Source organism: Hymenobacter sp. APR13 (genome assembly GCF_000737515.1).
GTDB lineage: Bacteria > Bacteroidota > Bacteroidia > Cytophagales > Hymenobacteraceae > Hymenobacter.
This window is the reverse complement of the sequence record NZ_CP006587.1, coordinates 181,665-200,377: the sequence shown is the minus strand read 5'-3', so window position 1 is coordinate 200,377 and position 18,713 is coordinate 181,665. Positions and strand designations below refer to the sequence as shown.

Annotated in this window: 14 protein-coding genes; 7 read left to right on the top strand and 7 right to left on the bottom strand. The window is 61.2% G+C overall.

Annotated elements, in window-relative coordinates; translation table 11 throughout:
* The first annotated feature begins 78 nt into the window (after positions 1-78).
* The 3 genes from N008_RS00775 to N008_RS00765 all read left to right on the top strand — a co-directional run bounded on the left by N008_RS00775 (position 79) and on the right by N008_RS00765 (position 2,713).
* Complete coding sequence (locus N008_RS00775; RefSeq protein WP_044018134.1) at positions 79-711, top strand: NeuD/PglB/VioB family sugar acetyltransferase; 633 nt, start codon at positions 79-81, stop codon at positions 709-711.
* Between the two features lie 108 nt (positions 712-819).
* Positions 820-1,773 carry a rhodanese-related sulfurtransferase gene (locus N008_RS00770; protein WP_044013015.1) on the top strand — a complete coding sequence of 318 codons (954 nt, stop codon included), beginning with the start codon at positions 820-822 and terminating at the stop codon, positions 1,771-1,773.
* 67 nt (positions 1,774-1,840) lie between these two features.
* Entirely contained in the window at positions 1,841-2,713 is an 873-nt protein-coding gene (locus tag N008_RS00765) for a nucleoside phosphorylase (RefSeq protein ID WP_044013013.1), read from the top strand.
* A gap of 218 nt (positions 2,714-2,931) precedes the next feature.
* Here N008_RS00765 and N008_RS00760 read toward each other — a convergent pair whose 3' ends face one another.
* Both N008_RS00760 and N008_RS00755 read right to left on the bottom strand, forming a co-directional pair.
* The gene (locus tag N008_RS00760; protein WP_044013011.1) at positions 2,932-3,237 is read right to left on the bottom strand and encodes a hypothetical protein; all 306 of its coding nucleotides are present in this window, start codon (positions 3,235-3,237) and stop codon (positions 2,932-2,934) included.
* Between the two features lie 141 nt (positions 3,238-3,378).
* Entirely contained in the window at positions 3,379-4,392 is a 1,014-nt protein-coding gene (locus N008_RS00755; protein ID WP_044013010.1) for an acyl-CoA reductase, read from the bottom strand.
* 210 nt (positions 4,393-4,602) lie between these two features.
* On the opposite strand from N008_RS00755, the gene N008_RS00750 reads away from it, so the two are divergent.
* Entirely contained in the window at positions 4,603-4,947 is a 345-nt protein-coding gene (locus N008_RS00750; RefSeq protein WP_044013009.1) for a 4Fe-4S dicluster domain-containing protein, read from the top strand.
* Between the two features lie 186 nt (positions 4,948-5,133).
* Here the strand turns inward: N008_RS00750 and N008_RS00745 are convergent, their stop codons facing one another.
* Positions 5,134-6,297: an N-acetyl sugar amidotransferase gene (locus N008_RS00745; protein WP_044013007.1), complete on the bottom strand. Its 1,164-nt coding sequence runs from the start codon at positions 6,295-6,297 to the stop codon at positions 5,134-5,136.
* A 77-nt stretch (positions 6,298-6,374) separates the two neighbouring features.
* Positions 6,375-7,202 carry a carbon-nitrogen hydrolase family protein gene (locus tag N008_RS00740; protein ID WP_052381040.1) on the bottom strand — a complete coding sequence of 276 codons (828 nt, stop codon included), beginning with the start codon at positions 7,200-7,202 and terminating at the stop codon, positions 6,375-6,377.
* A 366-nt stretch (positions 7,203-7,568) separates the two neighbouring features.
* Here N008_RS00740 and N008_RS00735 point away from each other — a divergent pair, with 366 nt between their 5' ends.
* From N008_RS00735 to N008_RS00725, 3 genes are all read left to right on the top strand, one after another.
* Positions 7,569-10,262: a valine--tRNA ligase gene (locus N008_RS00735; RefSeq protein ID WP_044013005.1), complete on the top strand. Its 2,694-nt coding sequence runs from the start codon at positions 7,569-7,571 to the stop codon at positions 10,260-10,262.
* Between the two features lie 318 nt (positions 10,263-10,580).
* The gene (locus N008_RS00730; RefSeq protein ID WP_052381039.1) at positions 10,581-13,160 is read left to right on the top strand and encodes a TonB-dependent receptor domain-containing protein; all 2,580 of its coding nucleotides are present in this window, start codon (positions 10,581-10,583) and stop codon (positions 13,158-13,160) included.
* A 195-nt stretch (positions 13,161-13,355) separates the two neighbouring features.
* Complete coding sequence (locus N008_RS00725; RefSeq protein ID WP_044013003.1) at positions 13,356-15,476, top strand: S9 family peptidase; 2,121 nt, start codon at positions 13,356-13,358, stop codon at positions 15,474-15,476.
* Positions 15,477-15,627: 151 nt separating this feature from the next.
* Here the strand turns inward: N008_RS00725 and N008_RS00720 are convergent, their stop codons facing one another.
* The 3 genes from N008_RS00720 to N008_RS00710 form a co-directional block, all read right to left on the bottom strand.
* Complete coding sequence (locus tag N008_RS00720) at positions 15,628-15,834, bottom strand: hypothetical protein (RefSeq protein ID WP_044013000.1); 207 nt, start codon at positions 15,832-15,834, stop codon at positions 15,628-15,630.
* 97 nt (positions 15,835-15,931) lie between these two features.
* Positions 15,932-17,344: a dihydrolipoamide acetyltransferase family protein gene (locus N008_RS00715; RefSeq protein ID WP_044012998.1), complete on the bottom strand. Its 1,413-nt coding sequence runs from the start codon at positions 17,342-17,344 to the stop codon at positions 15,932-15,934.
* Positions 17,345-17,456: 112 nt separating this feature from the next.
* On the bottom strand, positions 17,457-18,713 hold the full coding sequence (locus N008_RS00710; protein WP_044012995.1) for a competence/damage-inducible protein A: 1,257 nt from the start codon (positions 18,711-18,713) through the stop codon (positions 17,457-17,459).

Genomic DNA, 18,713 nt, shown 5'->3' with positions numbered 1-18,713 from the left:
TGCTTCGTGGCAGCGAACGAATCCGTAAATTTGCGGTTTGGAACTCTGCCGGCCTACCTGGGCCGCATTTCGCTTCGCATGGAAAATCCTGTAATCATACTTGGTGCCCAAACGGTGGGCATCACCGCTCTCGACGCTTTTCTCTCCAATGAGGTGGTGGTCTACTGCCTCCTCGACGACGATACCGCGCTGCAAAACACCGAGCTCCTCGACGTGCCCGTGATGGGCAACACCGACGACAAAGAGCTGCTGAAGCTGCTGGGCAAAAAGTGCGAGGTCTTCGTGGCCACTGAAGACACCGCCAGCCGCCGCAGCCTCACCAGCATGCTCCACGACGAATACCAGGCCGTACCGGTCAACGCCATTCACCAGCGCGCCAGCGTATCGCCGCACGCCTGGCTGGGCCACGGCAACCTTGTGGGAGCCAACGCCGTGGTGTCCGGCACCGCCAAAGTGGGTAACGGCTGCCTGATCGGGCCCAACGCCGTGCTCGATGCCCGCGCCGACCTCGGCGACTACGCCCAACTAGGGGCCGGCGCCATCCTCAACGCCGACGTGGTGGTAGGGGAGCAGGCCTTCATCGGGGCCGGGGCCATCATCGTGGCCGGCGTCAAGATCGGCAACAAGGCCCGCGTAGGAGCCGGCTCGGTGGTAGTGGCCGACGTGCCCGCCAACCAGACGGTGTTCGGCAACCCTGCTGCCAAGGTTTAATTAGTGATTAGTAATTGAGAATTAGTAATTGGCTGGTTCAACGTGCAACGCATAACCAGGAGACTTTTACAATTCTTAATTACTAATTCTTAATTACTAATTCGAAAAATGGACTACCACGTTCTGCTCTATTACTGCTACACGCCGATTGCCGATCCGGAACAGTTCCGCGAAGAACACCACCGGCTGTGTTTGCGCCTGAACCTGCGGGGCCGCATCATTGTGGCGCCTGAGGGCCTCAACGGCACCGTGTCGGGCACCGTAGCCGACTGCGCCGAGTACATGCGGGAGGTGAAGGCCGACCCGCGTTTTGCGGCTCTGGAATTCAAGATCGAAGACGCGCCGGCTCACACGTTCCAGAAGCTGCACGTGCGCGTGAAGCCCGAAATCGTGCACGTGGGTTTGCCCCACATCAAGCCCTACGAGCGCACCGGCATCCACTTGTCGCCCCAGGAGTTCAAAGCCCTGAAGGACCAGGACGACGTGGTGATACTCGACGTGCGCTCCGACTACGAGCACGAGTTGGGCCGCTTCAAAAACGCCGTGACGCTGGATATCGAGAACTTCCGCGAGTTCCCGGACAAGGTGGCCGAGCTGGAGCAGTACAAGGGTAAGAAGGTGCTGACCTACTGCACCGGCGGCATCAAGTGCGAAAAGGCTTCGGCCTTCCTGCTGGAGCAGGGCTTCGAGGATGTGTACCAGCTGCACGGCGGCATCATCAAGTACGGACTGGAGGCTGGCGGTGAGGATTTCGACGGTAAATGCTACGTGTTCGATGGCCGGGTGGCCGTAGACGTGAACAGCGTCAACCCCACCGTCATCAGCCAGTGCCACCACTGCCACACGCCCTCCGACCGGATGGTGAACTGCGCCAACCCAACCTGCAACGCCCACGTGCCGCTCTGCGAAGCCTGCGGCCAGCAGCTGGAAGGCGCCTGCTCGGTGGCCTGCCAGGAGCACCCCGCCAAGCGCCCCTACGACGGCACCGGCACCTACCCCAAAATCAGCAACCACTACCGCCCCGAGCAGGGCCTGATTTCGTATCGGGCTCCGGCTAAGTAGCCTAGACCATCATGCCGAGCATGATGGTCTAGGTTTTTACAACTTTCTCCCGCTAACTCTCCCACCCATGCCCATTCCCGATTCCGAGCTGATTTTCAATAAAGACGGCAGCATCTACCATCTCAACCTGCAGCCCGACCACATTGCCGACACCATCATTACGGTGGGCGACCCGGAGCGGGTGCCGATGGTCAGCCAGCACTTCGACTCGATTGAGACCATCATCAGCAAGCGCGAGTTTGTAACCCATGTGGGCTACTACAAGGGCAAGCGGCTGGCCGTCATCAGCACCGGCATGGGCACCGACAACATCGACATCCTACTCAACGAGCTGGATGCGCTGGTCAATATCGACTTCGTGACCCGGGAACCACGGCCGCTGGAGGAGCGCATTGCGCTGCGCATTGTGCGTGTGGGCACCAGCGGCGCCCTGCAGGCCGATATTCCAATTGGCTCGCACCTGGTTTCGGAGCACGCCGTGGGCCTCGACTCACTGATGCAGTTCTACCCATTGGTGGAAACCGGGCTGGAAGTGGCCGTCGGCGCTGGCGTGCAGCAGGCCCTGGGCCTCGACTACCGCCCGTACTGCGTGCGCGGCAACGACCTGCTGCGCGAGCAGCTGGGCGCTGGTATGGTGGTCGGCAATACGCTCACCTGCCCCGGCTTCTACGGCCCGCAAGGCCGCGTGCTGCGCCTCGATCTGCGCATTCCTAACCTGATTGAGCAGTTCCAGAACTTCCGCCACGAAAGCGCCGAAGGCGAGTTCCGCCTCACCAACTTCGAGATGGAAACGGCCGGCTACTACGCCTTGGGCCGCCTGCTGGGCCACGAAGTGGTGTCGCTGAACGCCATTGTGGCCAACCGCGCCACCGGCGAGTTTGCCACCAACTCCGAGCAGGTTATCGGCGACTTGATCCAGAAAACCCTGGACAGATTGTAATCACGGATTTAAACGGATTAGCCGGATTAATCGGATTCTGTTGATCACGGATTTAAGCGGATTAGCCGGATTAATCGGATTTCGTGGACGGTGCTATATGCAGGCACTTGGTCCATTAAGCAAAAGAGGCTTGCCAGTTGGCAAGCCTCTTTTGCTTTAAGTGAACTTCAATCGTCCACAAAATCCGACTAATCCGTCTAATCCGCTTAAATCCGTGATTAATAGAAGTCGAATCCCAGCACGGCGTGGATGGGCAGCGTGATGCCGGATTTGAGGGTCAGGTAGTCCTGGTGAGTGGCCCAAATGGTGGTATACACGCGTTTCACGGCGCCATCAGCCGTTTGAAAGTAGATATCCAGCTTGCCTTGGTAGTTGTTGCCGAGGCTGGTGGCGCGCTCGGCATCGTGGCGGCGGTGCTTGATGGCGGCCGGATCAGACAGCACATCTTCAGCCGCAAAATGCAGGCTGGGAATCAGGTCTTTGTCGATTACTTCGGCAGTGGCAACAGGGAGGTCGGGCGACATGGTAGTAGGGGCTAAACAGGCAAAGTGAAACCAAAGAGAACCGGAAATAGATGGCGGCTGCATGAAGCGACCATGAACTGGCCCTGCCTTATCGGGCCTGCTTGCCGCTACCGCCATCCTGGTCAACTCAAGTAGCTAATTTTACGCCAATTCTGCCAAAAAGGCCATAGTGTCTACCCCATCGGCATAATCTGTAACGGCCGGCGACTGGGCCCGCCCGAACGGAAAGCTGCCCGCCCAATGCCCCCTGGCCGAGACGATGCACTGGGTCTGGGCGGCCACGTCGGTCAGCTGGTCAACCAGGTCTATTTCGTTGGTATAGAAGCTGTAATGCAGCACCGAAATAGGCGAAACCAGCGGCGCATTCTCGGTGAGCAGCAGGAAGCCGGTGTCCAGGTGAGGCACCCGATTTACGAGCAGAATGCTTTTGTTGTAGTCGTAATTATTTTGGTATTTATGATGGTCCGGCACGTGGTGCCAGGGCTGCAACGAGTCCAGAAGCGGGGTGAAATCGTAGCCCTGCGGCACGTAGAGCTTGCTCACGTTGCGGCAGCCCAGGCCGTAGTACCGGAAGATGTCTTCGCCCAGCAGGCCCAGGTCGTGCGGCTCCTCGCGGCCCGTAAGCACGGCCAGGCTGGTGCGGTTGCGCCGGATGATGTGCGGCTTCCTGCCAAAATAGAAATCAAAGTAGCGGGCCGTGTTGTCGGAGCCGGTGGCAATGTAGGCGTCGGCGGCGTTGAGGCGCTCGGCCAACACAATCTGCGCGGCGAAGCGCGGCTCCAGCCGCTGCAGCTCCGTTAGGATCCAGGTCATGAGCACGGTGTCGTCTTTGCTGAGCTTGGCCAGCAGCGTGTGGCCGCTGAGCAGCACACACAGCGCGTCGTGGAAACCCACCAGCGGAATATTGCCGGCCATCACCACGCCCACCTGCCGGGGCGTGGCGGGCTCGGCCGGGTAGCGGGCGGCCCAGTGCCGGAGCGGCTTCTCTTCCAGCAGCGCGGCAATGCCCTGGATGGCGGCCGTCACGTTGGGGGCGTCGAACCAGGCATTCTGGTTGCGGGCCCGGGCCGCCAGGTGGGCCAGCTCATCGGCAGAAAGGGTACGCAGGAAGTGGCCCAGGGCCACAAAAGCAGCAAGACGGTCGGGGTGGTGCATAGCGGAAGGAAACAAAGTGGCGCGCTGCGGCCTTGTTAGGCCGCCGGTAGTTGGCGGTTGGGGCTGCAAATTCGGTATTTCGCAGCCGTCAGCCGCAAAAAACTCGCACGGCTTCCAGTTAGTTTCTACTTTTGCGTGCCGCAGAAACTGCCGTTTGGTTTGTTTCTGCGTATTCTAGTTCAGACTGCTCACTTAACTGATTCGAAGGCTATGGCCATCATGATAACCGACGAGTGCATCAACTGTGGTGCCTGCGAACCGGAATGCCCCAATACGGCCATCTACGAAGGCGGCGCCGCTTGGCGCTGGTCGGATGGCACGACGCTGAAGGAAGTAACCGTTGACGGCGGCCAGACTGTATCGGGCGTGGCCCCGCAAACCCCGATTTCCGACGAGTACTACTACATCGTCTCGGACAAGTGCACCGAGTGCGTGGGCTTCCACGAGGAGCCCCAGTGCGCCGCCGTATGCCCCGTCGACTGCTGCGTAGACGACCCCGACTACCGCGAGTCGCAGGAGAAGCTGACCGCCAAAAAAGAGTGGCTGCACAGCTAATCACGGATTTTTCCGGATTAGTCGGATTAGTCGGATTTTGTGGACGGCGCTAAACTGCCGTAAACTTTACTCCGCTTTAGTACACAACAAGAAAGGCTTGCCGATTGGCAAGCCTTTCTTGTTGTGTAGCTGAACGTGAATCGACTACAAAATCCGACTAATCCGGCTAATCCGAAAAATCCGTGATTAGGTGCCGCAGTTGAAATACTTGTCGTAGGCCGACTCTGGAATCAGGTTCAGGCGGCTGAGCACTTTGATGGGCCAGCGCAGCTGCCGGATGAGGGCGTAGTTATTGGGGTAGTCGTGGAAGGTCTTGGCGGGCGTGGCTACAATCTGCTCGAACTCCTCTCGCGTCAGGCCCAGGCGCTTGATGCACAGGTTGATGACCTTCTCGTCTTCGATCTTGTTGACGTGGCCGACCCGTTCCAGGGCCACCTCGCGCGGCATCTGGCCGGAGCGCACCAAGGCCGAGTAGTTGAACAGCCGCCGGTCGATGTTGAACTTGGTGCGGTTGAGGTAGTAGATGACGCTCTGGTAGAGGTCGTCGAAGTAGTGGGCGCCGGGGTTCACCCAGTCCAGCTCCTGCTCCAGCAGCTTGTCCACGTCGGCCCGCACGTAATCGACGTGGTAGAGCAGCGTGACGGTTTTGATGCGCCGGATGAAGGCGTAGTAGAACATTTCCTTGATGCCCAGATTGAAACCCGGGTCATCTGCCTTCCAGGGCCGCAGCGGCACCGTGCCGAACTGCTTATGCACGGCTTTCAGGTACTTGCCGTCGAGGTAGTTCCAGCTCAGCGGCGCAATGCCTTCGGTCCGAAATGACTGCCCGATGATGATGCGCTGAATGCCTTCCTTGGCCGCCACGCCGTAGAGGGCCGTGGCAATGCCCACGTCGGTGCCTTCCTCCATATCGGGCACGGAGGCCTTTAGGAAGGCGATTTTCAGGTCTTTGGATTCGCGCCAGTCGGAGGTGATGGTGCGCATCTCCACGCCCAGCTTGCGGCAGGCCTTGGTCATGTTCTCGCCGGCCACGGGGTTGCCGAAGCCGTCGTTGAAGTGTACCGCCAACGGCCGCAGCCCCAGCTTCACGACGCAGTACCATAAGGTGAACGATGAGTCGCGGCCGCCGCTCACGCCCAGCACGCAGTCGTATTTCTGGTTTTTGCCGAGCGTCTTGATGTCGTTGGCGAGTTCCTGAACCTTCAACCGGCCGGCTTCGCCTAAGGGAAAGTCCTTGTCCATCTGGTCATGGACAGCACAAAAATTGCAGGTGCCCTGACTGTCGAACCGGATACCGGGAACGGTGGTGTCCATGATGCAGCGGCGGCACTGTTGGTAATGTTGGGTCATGCGGTAATGAAACGGGGTCCGGCCGCAAGGTCGAACCCCGGGATTAAGCTGGTATTAAAAAGAGGCTATACTGCTACTTACGCAGGTAGCGTATCGAAGCGGAAACCTTTGCGCAGCAGCATCTCGCCGATCTGGGTGCCTTTCTCGGCGCGCACCGGGCGGGGCAGGTCGGCTACTACCAGGTCGCCGGCAAACTCGTTGAACTTGCCCTGGGCCCGGATGCCGCTGGCATCGACGGCCAGCGAGCAGCCCACGCTTTTCTTGCCCTCGTAGGGCCCCCCCACGATGTAGCCCACCGACGTAGTGCCCACCACCGTGACGTTGTAGAGCCGGGCCAGGATGGAGTACGGCTTCACCCATTTCTCGTGGTAGGGGTCGTCTTCCTCCGTGATGGAGTAGTCCACCGTCCAGGACGAAGGGGAGAGGATGAACTCGGCGCCCATGCGGGCCAGGGTGTGCCCGATGCTAAGGCCGTCGAGGAAGTTGTCGGCGCAGATGTTGATGCCGATTTTTCCCAGGGGCGTATCTACCACGTTCAGCGTCTGGCCCACGGCGTAGTAGGGCATCTCCACGGTGAGCAGGTTGATTTTGTGGTATTTGCTGATGATTTCTCCCTGGGGGTTGATGAGGAGGGCGGCGTTGTAGATGCGGCCGTCGGCGCCGCGCTCGGTCAGGCCCGCGCACACGTACACCTGGTGGCGCAGCGCTTCCTGGCAGAGCCGGTCGGAGTAGATGCCGGGGATGGGCTGGGCCTCGGTGAGGGCGCTGGGGTGCGTCCAGGCGAAATCGAGGGTTTCGGGCAGCAGTACTACGTCGCAGTTCTGGCGGGCGGCCTCGGCAATCATCTGGGCGGCCCGTTCGAGGTTGCGGTCGGGCTCACCGCCTTCTACCAGCAGCTGTCCCATTCCGACCCGGAGCGTACCGGACGAGAAGGCCGCTGCGGCCGCCGGCGGGGCGGCTGGTGCTGAAGGCACTGTTTTGGCGGCGACAGTGCCTTTTAGAAATTTAAGCAGAGCTGCCATACTGAAATGATGCTTGGAAGGTGAAAGTCAGAACCTAATATAATAATTCCTGCCTCGATTAAACCTTAACATACTTCATTTGTCGGCCGCAATTTACGCGAAATATGCGGGCTGATGAATGTAGCGGAGGCGTTAGTTTCATAATGGGAACAGCCGGCCGCAAGCCCAACCCGCGCTACACCCACCTATGGCCGGCCCGAAATGCCTACTTTTGTCGGTATTCCGAACCGCCATTATTCCCTCTTGACGATGTCCATCGCCAAAACCTATACCCCCGCCGACGTTGAAGCCAAATGGTACCAGCGCTGGCAGGAGCAGGGCTTCTTCAAAGCCAAAGCCAACCCCCGCAAGCAGCCCTACACCGTAGTGATTCCGCCGCCCAACGTGACGGGCGTGCTGCACATGGGCCACATGCTCAACAATACCATTCAGGACGTGCTGGTGCGCCGCGCCCGCATGCAGGGCAAGGAAGCCTGCTGGGTGCCCGGTACCGACCACGCCTCCATTGCCACCGAGGCCAAGGTGGTGGCGCTGCTGAAGGAGCAGGGCATCGAGAAGAAGGACCTGACTAGGGAGCAGTTCCTGGAGCACGCCTTTGCCTGGAAGGAAAAGTACGGCGGCATCATCCTGGAGCAGCTCAAGCAGCTGGGCGCCTCCTGCGACTGGGACCGGACGCGCTTCACGATGGAGCCCGAGCTGACCGAAGCCGTTTTGCGCGTGTTTGTGGATCTGCACCAGAAGGGTCTCGTGTACCGCGGCATCCGCATGGTGAACTGGGACCCGCTGGGCCAGACCGCCCTATCCGACGAGGAAGTGATTCCCAAGGACGTAATGGCCAAGATGTATCATTTGCGGTATGAGGTGGTAGCTGCAAGCCTCCAGCCACAAGCGGCAAGCTCTTCTTCGGATCAGAACGAAAGCTTGCCGCTTGAAGCTGACAGCTTGTGGCTCACCGTAGCTACGTCGCGCCCCGAAACCATCATGGCTGACGTGGCGGTGGCGGTGAACCCCAACGACCCGCGCTACACGCACCTGCACGGCGCGAAAGTGCGGATTCCGCTGCTGGGCCGCGAAATTCCGGTGATTCTGGACGAGTACGTGAGCATCGACTTCGGCACGGGCGCGCTGAAGGTGACGCCGGCCCACGATTTGAACGACTACGAGCTGGGCGTGAAGCACAACCTGCCCGTTATCGACATTCTCAACAACGACGGCACGCTCAACGAAAAGGCCGTGCTGTACGTGGGTCAGGACCGGTTTGCCGCCCGCCGCAACATCGTAAAGGACCTGGAGGAAGCCGGCCACCTGGTGAAGGTGGAGGAGTACGCCAGCATCGTGCAGACCTCGGAGCGCACCAAGGCCGTCATTGAGCCCCGCTTGAGCATGCAGTGGTTCCTGAAAATGGAGCACCTGGCCAAGCCGGCTTTGGAAGTGGTGGAAAATGACACCGTGAAGCTGCACCCGGCCAAGTTCAAGAACACCTACCGGGTGTGGATGGAGAACGTGCGCGACTGGTGCATTTCGCGGCAGCTGTGGTGGGGCCAGCAGATTCCGGCCTACTACCTGCCCGACGGCACCTACGTGGTGGCCCTCACCGCCGAGGAAGCCCTGATCCAAGCCCGGGAGCAAAGCGGCAACCAGAACCTGCAGCTCTCGGACCTGCGCCAGGACGAGGACGTACTCGATACATGGTTTTCGTCGTGGCTGTGGCCGATTTCGGTGTTCGACGGGTTCAAGGACCCCGACAATGCCGACGTCAACTATTTCTACCCCACCAACGACCTGGTGACGGGGCCGGACATCCTGTTCTTCTGGGTGGCCCGCATGATTATGGCCGGCCTGGAGTACCGTAAGGAAGTGCCCTTCCGCAACGTCTACCTCACCGGCATCGTGCGCGACGCCCAGGGCCGCAAGATGAGCAAGCAGCTCGGCAACTCGCCCGATCCGCTGGACCTCATCAAGCAGTTCGGGGCCGATGGCGTACGGACCGGCATGCTGTTCTCGGCTCCGGCCGGCAACGATTTGCTCTACGACGAAAAGCTGGTGGAGCAGGGCCGCAACTTCAGCAACAAGCTCTGGAACGCCTTCCGCCTCACCCAGGGCTGGGAGGTGGATGCCGCGCTGCCCTTCCCCAACGAGAAGGCCGTGGAGTGGTTCTCGGCCAAGCTGAACGCCACCATTGCCGAGCTGGACGAGCATTTCGAGAAGTTCCGGATGAGCGACGCGCTGATGACGGTGTACAAACTGGTCTGGGACGACTTCTGCTCGGAGTATCTGGAGATGATCAAGCCCGCCTACCAGGCTCCCATCGACCCCGAAACGCTGCGCCTGACCACCGGTTTCCTGGAAACCCTGCTCAAGCTGCTGCACCCGTTCATGCCCTTCATAACGGAGGAAATCTGGCACGAGCTGCAGGAGCGTGGCCCCAAGGAGTACGTGTGCGTGGCCGCCTGGCCCAAGGCCCAGCCCGTAGCGGGTGCTGCCGAGGTGCTGGCCCGCATGGAAAAGGCGCTGGCCATCGTGGGCGGCGTGCGCACCATCCGCAACCAGAAGGGCCTGGGCCCCAACAAGCCCCTGACCCTGGCCGCCAAAACCGACGATGCCCAGCTGCTCACGGACTACGATGGCATCATCCGCAAGCTGGCCGCCCTCACCGAAGTATCGGTGGTGACGGAAGCGCCGGCTGCCTCGGTGGGCTTCGTGGCGGGCGGCGCGGAGTTCTTCGTGCCGCTGGAAGGTCAGATTGACCTCGGAGCCGAGAAGGAGCGCCTGACCAAGGAGCTGGAGTACGCCCAGGGCTTCCGCGACTCGGTGCTGAAAAAGCTGGCCAACGAGAAGTTCGTGGCCAACGCCAAGCCCGACCTGGTGGAGCGCGAGCGGCAGAAGCTGGCCGACACCGAAGCCAAAATCACCGCTCTGGAGCAAAGCCTAGCGGCGCTGTAGCCTAGGCTTCAGCCTGTGCTATCAACCATTTGCAGAAAGGCTCCGGCTACATAGCCGGAGCCTTTTTGTTTGCGCCAGCCGCAGCGGGCGCCTGAAACCAAAAAAAACCGGTGCCCAACCAACCTTGGCGGCAGAAGCGCGTCTGTGGCTGCGTGTGCCGGTGAGGGCGGGTGACGATTTTTTGGATCCGCGCCGCCCGAGTCGGCTGCACACTTGTTGTGAAGGCGTTGCCCGGTTGGGGCGCCCTGTTTTATCTGCCAATACCCTGCGGCTGCTCCGCGCCAAAAAGGCCGGGAGCATGGCGCATTGCCTGAATTCATGAAAAAATCTTTCCTCTTCCTGGTTCTCACCAGCGCCGGCCACTTGGCGTGGGCGCAAATGCCGCAGGGCGCACCGGCCGGTGGCCGTCCGCCCGGGGCTGGCCGTCCGGCCGCTGCCGGCCAGCCGGCTGGCCAGCCAGGAACTCCTGCTGCCCAGGGCACCGGCCGCGTGACGGGCACCGTCACGGATGCCGCCACCAGGCAGCCCGTGCCCTACGCCACGGTGGTGCTGCTCAACCCGGCCGGCAAGGCCGTAGACGGCTCCTCGGCCGACGACAACGGCAAGTTTTCGATTCCGCGCGTGGCGGCCGGCACCTACACCGTACAGATCAGCTTTATCGGCTACAAGAACGTGGAGCGCACCGGCGTGGTGATTACCGAGGACGGCAACACTGTGGCTTTGGGCGCCATTACGCTGGAATCGGCGGCGCAGAAGCTGGGCGAAGTGGTGGTGGAAGGCCAGCGCAGCCTGGTGGAGGAGAAGGTGGACCGCACCGTATATAACGCCGAAAAGGACGAAACTACCCGCGGCGGCGACGCCACCGACGTGCTCAAGCGCGTGCCCAGCCTCTCCGTCGACCTCGACGGCAACGTGAGTCTGCGCGGCAGCCAGAACATCCGGGTGCTCATCAACAACCGCCCCAGCACCATCTCGGCCAACAGCATTGCCGACGCGCTGAAGCAGATTCCGGCCGACCAGATCAAGACTGTGGAGGTGATTACCTCGCCCTCGGCCAAGTACGACGCCGAGGGTTCGGGCGGCATCATCAACATCGTGACCAAGCAGAACAACCTGCAGGGCTTCACGCTGGATTTGCGTAGCAGCATCGGCTTGCGCAGCTCCGACTTGGGTTTGAACGCCTCGTACCGGGTGGGCAAGATGGGCTTCTCGTTGGGTGGCGGCGGCCGCGGCCAGTACAACACGCCCGGCAGCTTCCGCAACGTGCAGCGCACCTACGCCCTCACCGATGCCCGCCCGCTCACCGGCACCACCACGCAAGAGGCCGACACGCGCCAGGAAAACCTGTTCGGGCGCTACTCGCTGGGCTGGGACTACGACATCAACAAGTACAACTTCCTGTCGGCCTCGGTGCAACTGGGCGTGCGCAACGGCAACAACTACCAGGACGGCCTGCTGCGCAACACCGTGCGGCCCGGCCTCAGCCAGCCCATCATCGACAGGCGCGACACGCGGGTGCTGGACCGCTCCAATACGCTGGACGCCACCCTCAACTACACCCGCACCTTCGAGACGCCGCAGCGCGAATTCAGTGTGCTGGGCCAGTACAGCCGCAACAACCGCACAAACGACTTCAGCAATGACGTGCTGGAGGGCCTGAGCGCCGGCGACAAGCTGCTCAACCAAAACGACAGCTACAACCAGGAAGTAACGCTGCAGGCCGACTACCAGACGCCGCTCAGCAAAACCCAGCTGCTGGAGTTCGGGGCCAAGGACATCATGCGCAAAGTAAACAGCGACTACGAGTCGCTGCGCAACGGCCAGCGCGACGACCGGGTGGGCAACTCCAACGAGTTTACCTACAACCAGAACGTTGCTGCCGCCTACACCTCCTACACGGTCGGCTTCCTGAAGAACTACACCCTGAAGGCCGGCGCCCGCTACGAGTACACCACCATCAACGCCGACTTCCGCACGGCTGAGGCACCCAACATTCCGTCGTATGGCGTGCTGGTGCCCAGCGTGAACCTGTCGCGCAAGCTGGCCAGCGGCAACACCCTTAAGGCGGCCTACAACCGCCGGATTCAGCGGCCGTCGTTGCAGTTTCTGAACCCCAACCGGCAGGCTGCCAACCCACTCAACGTGAGCCAGGGCAACCCGCTGCTGGACCCCGAGAAAACCAACAACTACGAGCTGGGCTACAGCACCTTCATCAAGCAGACTTCGCTCACGTTCTCGGCCTTTGTGCGCAACACCACCGGCTCCATCCAGCCGGTGCGGGACGTGCGCGGCGACACCATCATCACCAACTACCAGAACATCGGGCAGGAAAACGCCTACGGCGGCAGCATCTTCGCCAACGTCAACCTCAACAACAAGCTGACGCTGAACGGCGGCACCGACTTTTACTACACCGTGCTCGACAACAACCAAAGCAACAAGTTCTTTGCGGCCAGCAACGAAGGCTTCGTAATCAGCGGCCGCCTGGGTGGTACCTACAACTTCACGAAAGGGTGGGGGCTACAGGCTTTCAGCTTCTACCGCGGCCGGCAGGTGCAGCTCCAGGGTTTCCAGGGCGGTTTCGGGGTGTACAGCCTCGGGGTGAAGAAGGACTTTGCTGAGAAGAAGGGCAGCATTGGCTTCGGCGCCGACAACTTCTTCAACCCCCGAATCAAGATTCGCAACGAGCTCAGCTCCTACACGCTGGAGCAAAACAGCGTCAACGACCTGCGCCGCCTGGGCTTCCGTATGAACCTGAGCTACCGCATCGGCAAGCTGAGCATGGCCCAGCCCAGGCGCAAGCGCTCCGTCAACAACGACGACCTGAAAGACGGCGGCGACGGGGGCAACGGCGCCGGCGCCACGCCCACCCAGGGCCCCAGCGGCGGCCGCCCTTAAGAACGACGTGGTCCTACGAATCGCCCGAAGGGCTTCGTAGGACCACTAACTTGTTGCGCCATCCGTTGCAGGCGTCTTCGTTCAACGGATTTAGTGGTCCTACGAAGCCCTTTGGGCAATTCGTAGGACCACACCGTTTTTACCGCCTGTGGCCGGCGGTTGTATATTGGTCTGCTTACTTTAGCCTGCTCCCGTATGAAACACCTGTTACTCGCCGTGGCCGGCGCCCTGGCCCTCACTACGGCGGCATACGCCCAAACTTCGCCATCCATGCCCAAACCTCCCGTTGCGGCTCTCAAGCCCAAAGAACTCAAGTCGCCCTTCGGCACCCGCCTCGACAATTACTACTGGCTCAATGAGCGCGAGAACCCCGAGGTAATCAGCTACCTGAACGCCGAAAATGCCTATACCGAGCAGCAGATGGCCCCGGTGAAAGGGCTGGAGGAAAAGCTGTTTCAGGAAATCAAGGGCCGCATCAAGGAGCAGGACGAGTCGGTGCCGTACCGCGACAATGGGTACTACTACTACACCCGCTTCGAGGCCGGGGCCGAGTACCCGATTTACTGCCGCAAAAAGGGCAGCCTGAGCGCCAAGGAGGAAATTCTGCTCAACGCCAACGAACTGGGCAAGGGCAAGGCCTACTACCAGATTGGCGGCTTCGAGGTGAGCGACGACAACCAGGTGCTGGCCTACTCCGAGGACGTGGTGAGCCGCCGCCTCTACACGCTGCGCTTCCGCAACCTGCAAACCGGCCAGCTCTACCCCGAGCAGATTCCGAACACCAGCGGCAACGCCGTGTGGGCCGCCGACAACAAAACCGTTTTCTACACCCGCAAGGCCCCCACCACGCTGCTGGACTACCAACTCTACCGCCACACCCTGGGCACCGACCCCAGCAAGGACCAGCTGGTGTACGAGGAGAAGGACAACACTTTCCGCATCGGAGTGCACCGCTCCAAGTCGCGGCAGTACGTGTTCCTGACCATTGGCAGCACCATGTCGTCGGAGGTGCGGTACGTGGAGGCTGGCAAGCCCACGGCGGCGCTGCAGGTGTTTCTGCCGCGCGAGGCCGACCACCTGTACGAGGTGGAGCACTTCGGTAACGACTTCTATGTGCTGTCCAACGCCGGGGCGCCCAACTTCCGGCTGCTGAAAACGCCGGTGAAGAACACCGCCAAATCGGCCTGGCAGGAGGTTATTGCCCACCGCCCCGACGTGTTCCTGGAAAACATGGAGTTGTTCAAGGACTACCTAGTGCTGGGCGAGCGGAAGGAAGGCCTGCTGCAGCTGCGCGTGATTCGGTGGAAGGACAAGCAGGAGCACTACCTCAACTTCGGGGAGCCCACCTACACGGCCGCCATCAGCATCAACCCCGAGTTTGATACGCCCGTGCTGCGCTACGGCTACTCCTCGCTCACCACGCCCAACTCCACCTTCGACTACGACATGAACGCCCGCAGCAAGAAGCTGCTGAAAGAGCAAACCGTGCTCGGAAGCTTCAAGAAGGAGGACTACGTGACCGAGCGGGTGTACGCCACCGCCACCGACGGCACCGAAATCCCGATGTCCATCGTGTACAAGAAGGGCTTCAAAAAGGATGGTTCGGCCCCGCTGCTGCAGTACGCCTACGGCTCCTACGGCTACTCCATGGACGCCACCTTCAGCGCCGCCCGCCTGAGTTTGCTGGATCGAGGCTTTGCCTACGTCATCTGCCACATTCGGGGCGGGCAGGAAATGGGTCGGCAGTGGTACGAGAACGGCAAGAAGCTCAAGAAGAAAAATACCTTCACCGACTTCACCGACTGCTCCAAATTCCTCATCGACCAGAAATTCACCTCCGCTGATAAGCTGTTTGCCATGGGCGGCTCGGCCGGCGGCCTGCTGATGGGCGCGGTGGTGAACAACCACCCCGAGTACTACAAGGGCGTAGTGGCCGCCGTGCCTTTCGTAGACGTGGTGACCACCATGCTCGACGAAAGCATTCCGCTGACCACCGGCGAGTACGACGAGTGGGGCAACCCCAACCAGAAGGAGTTCTATGACTACATGCTCTCCTACTCGCCCTACGACCAGGTGAAGGCCCAGGCCTACCCGAACATGCTCGTGACCACCGGCCTTCACGACTCGCAGGTGCAGTACTTCGAGCCCGCCAAGTGGGTAGCCAAGCTGCGCACCGTGAAAACCGACCAGAACCTGCTGCTGCTGCACACCGACATGGCCGCCGGCCACGGCGGGGCCTCGGGCCGCTTCAAATCCATCCACGACACAGCCCGGCAATTCGCCTTCATGCTGCTACTGCTAGGCGTGAAGGCATAATAGCTGTCATTCCGACCAAAGGGAGGAATCTGGGTGAAATCATTGAACAGATAAACCCAGATTCCTCCCTTCGGTCGGAATGACAGTCGCCCATACAAAAAGCCCCGCTGTGCAGCTGCACGGCGGGGCTTTTCAGTGGAATCCAGAGGGCTTAGCGCACTTTCAGGCTGTCAGGCACGGTGGCGCCGCGGGTGGCGGCCGTGAGCTGGTTCTGAAGCTGGAAGTTCACCTGCTCGCAGTCGGTGAAGCGCTGCTCGGCGCGCTTGAGGGCTTCCTCGGTCTTGCTCAGCGTCTGGTAGAGAAAACCAATGGTAGCCAGCGCAATAACCAGCGCGGCAATGGTCAATACTTTGTTCATGAAAGAGAATGGCTAGATGGCTGCATTGTTAAATGGCTGGTCGTTCCACCCACATGGTAGAACAACCAGCCATTCAGCAATGCAACCATTCAACAAATTAAATAGCCGTGTTCGGGTCGAACTGCTCGAGGTAGTCGGCCACTTTACGCACGAACATGCCGCCGAGCGAGCCGTCTACTACGCGGTGGTCGTAGCTGTGGCTCAAGAACATGAAGTGGCGTACGCCAATCAAATCACCCTGCGGCGTTTCGATAACGGCGGGCTTCTTCTTGATGGCGCCCACGGCCATGATGGCCACCTGCGGCTGCATGATGATGGGCGTGCCCATCACGTTGCCGAACGAACCCACGTTGCTCACGGTGTAGGTGCCGCCTTCCAGGTCTTCGGGCTTGAGCTTGTTGGCCCGGGCCCGGTTGGCCAGGTCGTTTACCTTCTTGCTCAGGCCGTTCAGGTTCAACTGGTCGGCGTTGTGAATCACGGGCACGATGAGGTTGCCGGACGGCAGGGCCACGGCCACACCCACGTTGATGTCGCGCTTCTTGATGATGTAGTCGCCGTCGATGGAGACGTTAATCATCGGGAAATCCTGGATGGCGCGGGCAATGGCCTGGATGAAGATGGGCGTGAAGGTGAGGTTTTCGCCTTCGCGCTTCTTGTAGGCGTCCTTGTTCTTGTTGCGCCAGTTCACGATGTCGGTCACGTCGGCTTCCACGAAGGAAGTAACGTGGGGAGAAATCCGCTTGCTGTCCACCATGCGCTGGGCAATCATCTTGCGCATACGGTCCATTTCCAGCAATTCCTGACCGCCGCTGATGGACGGAACGGCCTTGGCGGTGGATTGTGGGGCTGGTGGAGTGGTGGGTTTCACTTCGGCAGCCGGAGCTGGGGCAGCAACTGGTGCAGGTGCCGGAGCAGCGGCCACTGGCGCGGCAGCAGGAGCCGGAGCAGCAGCAGCCTGGCCGAGCGGCTTCTTGCCGCCGGCTACGTAGTCGAGAATGTCTTTTTTGGTGACGCGGCCTTCGCTGCCGGTGCCGGGCAGGTACTCCAGGTCAGCCATCGAAATGCCTTCTTCGCGGGCGATGCTCAGCACCAGCGGCGAGTAGAAGCGGCCGGTCTGGGGCTGGGCGGCAGCTACGGCCTGGGCCGGGTTGGCCTGCGGGTCGCCGGCTTCGGGCAGGTACGGTACGGCGGGCTTTTCGGCAGCACCGTTGTCGGATGGAGCAGCGGCGGGTGTGGCAGTTGGGGCGGCGGAAGCGCCGGCGCTGGCGGCATCGGTTTCGACAATGGCAATGGGCGCGCCCACGGCTACCACCTGGCCTTCCTGCACCAGAATTTCCTGCAGCACCCCGGCGTGGATGGCCGGTACTTCGGTATCTACTTTATCGGTGGCCACTTCGAGCACCGATTCGTCCTGCTCAATAGTGTCGCCGACTTGTTTGAGCCACTTCAGGACGGTGCCTTCCATGATGGATTCGCCCATCTTGGGCATCGTCATTTCCACTCGTGCCATGCGCTTGGGGTAGGGGTTGAGGTATTGGGTGGGGAGGTTTAGGCCCCAAAGGTAGCCGAAAACCGGCAAGCCCCGCACGCCGCCGGGCCAGCCATTCTATACTTCCTCCGACTTATTCGGCGGCGGGCAGGTTTTGGCGCAGCAGGTTCAGGGCCATGGTCACGGTATACTCCACATTCAGCTGCCGCCCCCGGTTGAAGGTGAACTTGCGGCTGACCGTGCCGCGCGCATCGGCATACGCAATGCAGATGGTGCCCACCGGCTTGTCGGGCCTGCCGCCGTCGGGGCCGGCAATGCCGCTGGTGGCTAGGGCCACGTCCACGCCGAGCCGGGCGCGGGCGCCTTCTGCCATCTCGCGCACGGTTTCCTCGCTCACGGCCCCGAAAGCGGCCAGCGTGGCGGGCAGCACGCCCAGCTCCCGCGTCTTGATGTCGTTGTGGTAGGCCACGATGCTGCCCCGGAAATAGGCCGAGCTGCCGGGAATGCTCGTGATTTTGTGGGCCAGCAAACCGCCCGTGCAGCTTTCGGCGGTACCCAGTGTGAGGCCCCGCGCCAGCAGCAGCTGCCCCACGGCTTCCTCCAGCTTGATTTCGCCTTCGGCAAACAGGTGTTCACCGAGGCGGGTGCGCAGCTCGGGTAGCAGGGCCTCCATGCGCTGGCGCAGGTGGGGCTGGCCGTCGTCGGAGCCGGTGAGGCGCAGGCGCACGCCGCCCAGGTAGGGCAGGTAGGCCAGCTTGAAGTTGGCGGGCAGCGCGGCTTCCCAGTCAACAATCTGCTCGGCCAGAAATGACTCGCCCAAACCCACGGTCTGCACCACAATGTGCTCGATGGGCTTCACCTGGAAGCGCTCCTGCAGGCGCGGCAGCACGCCTTCGGTCATCAGGTACTTCATTTCGTGGGGCACGCCGGGCATACTCACAAACACGGTGCCCTGGTCCTCGAACCACATACCGGGCGCGGTGCCCACGGCATTGAACACCACTTCGCAGTTGGCCGGCACCAGGGCCTGCTGCCGGTTCACGTCCAGCATCGGCCGCTTGAAGCGCCGGAAAATATCCTCCACGTGAGCCAGGGTAGGCTCGTGCAGCACCAGCTCGCTGCCGAAGTAGCGGGCCAGCACGTGTTTGGTGAGGTCGTCTTTGGTGGGACCGAGGCCGCCGGTGATGAGCACCACTTGCGCGCGCTGCCGGGCCTGGTCGAGCGCGGCCACGATTTCGTCGGCGCGGTCGGAGACGCTGGAAATCTGCCGCACCCGCAGCCCGATTTTGGCGAGCTCCTGGCCCATAAAGGCCGAATTGGTGTCGATAACCTGTCCGTAGAGCAGTTCGTCGCCAATGGTCATGATTTCAACGTCGGGAAGCTGGGGCAT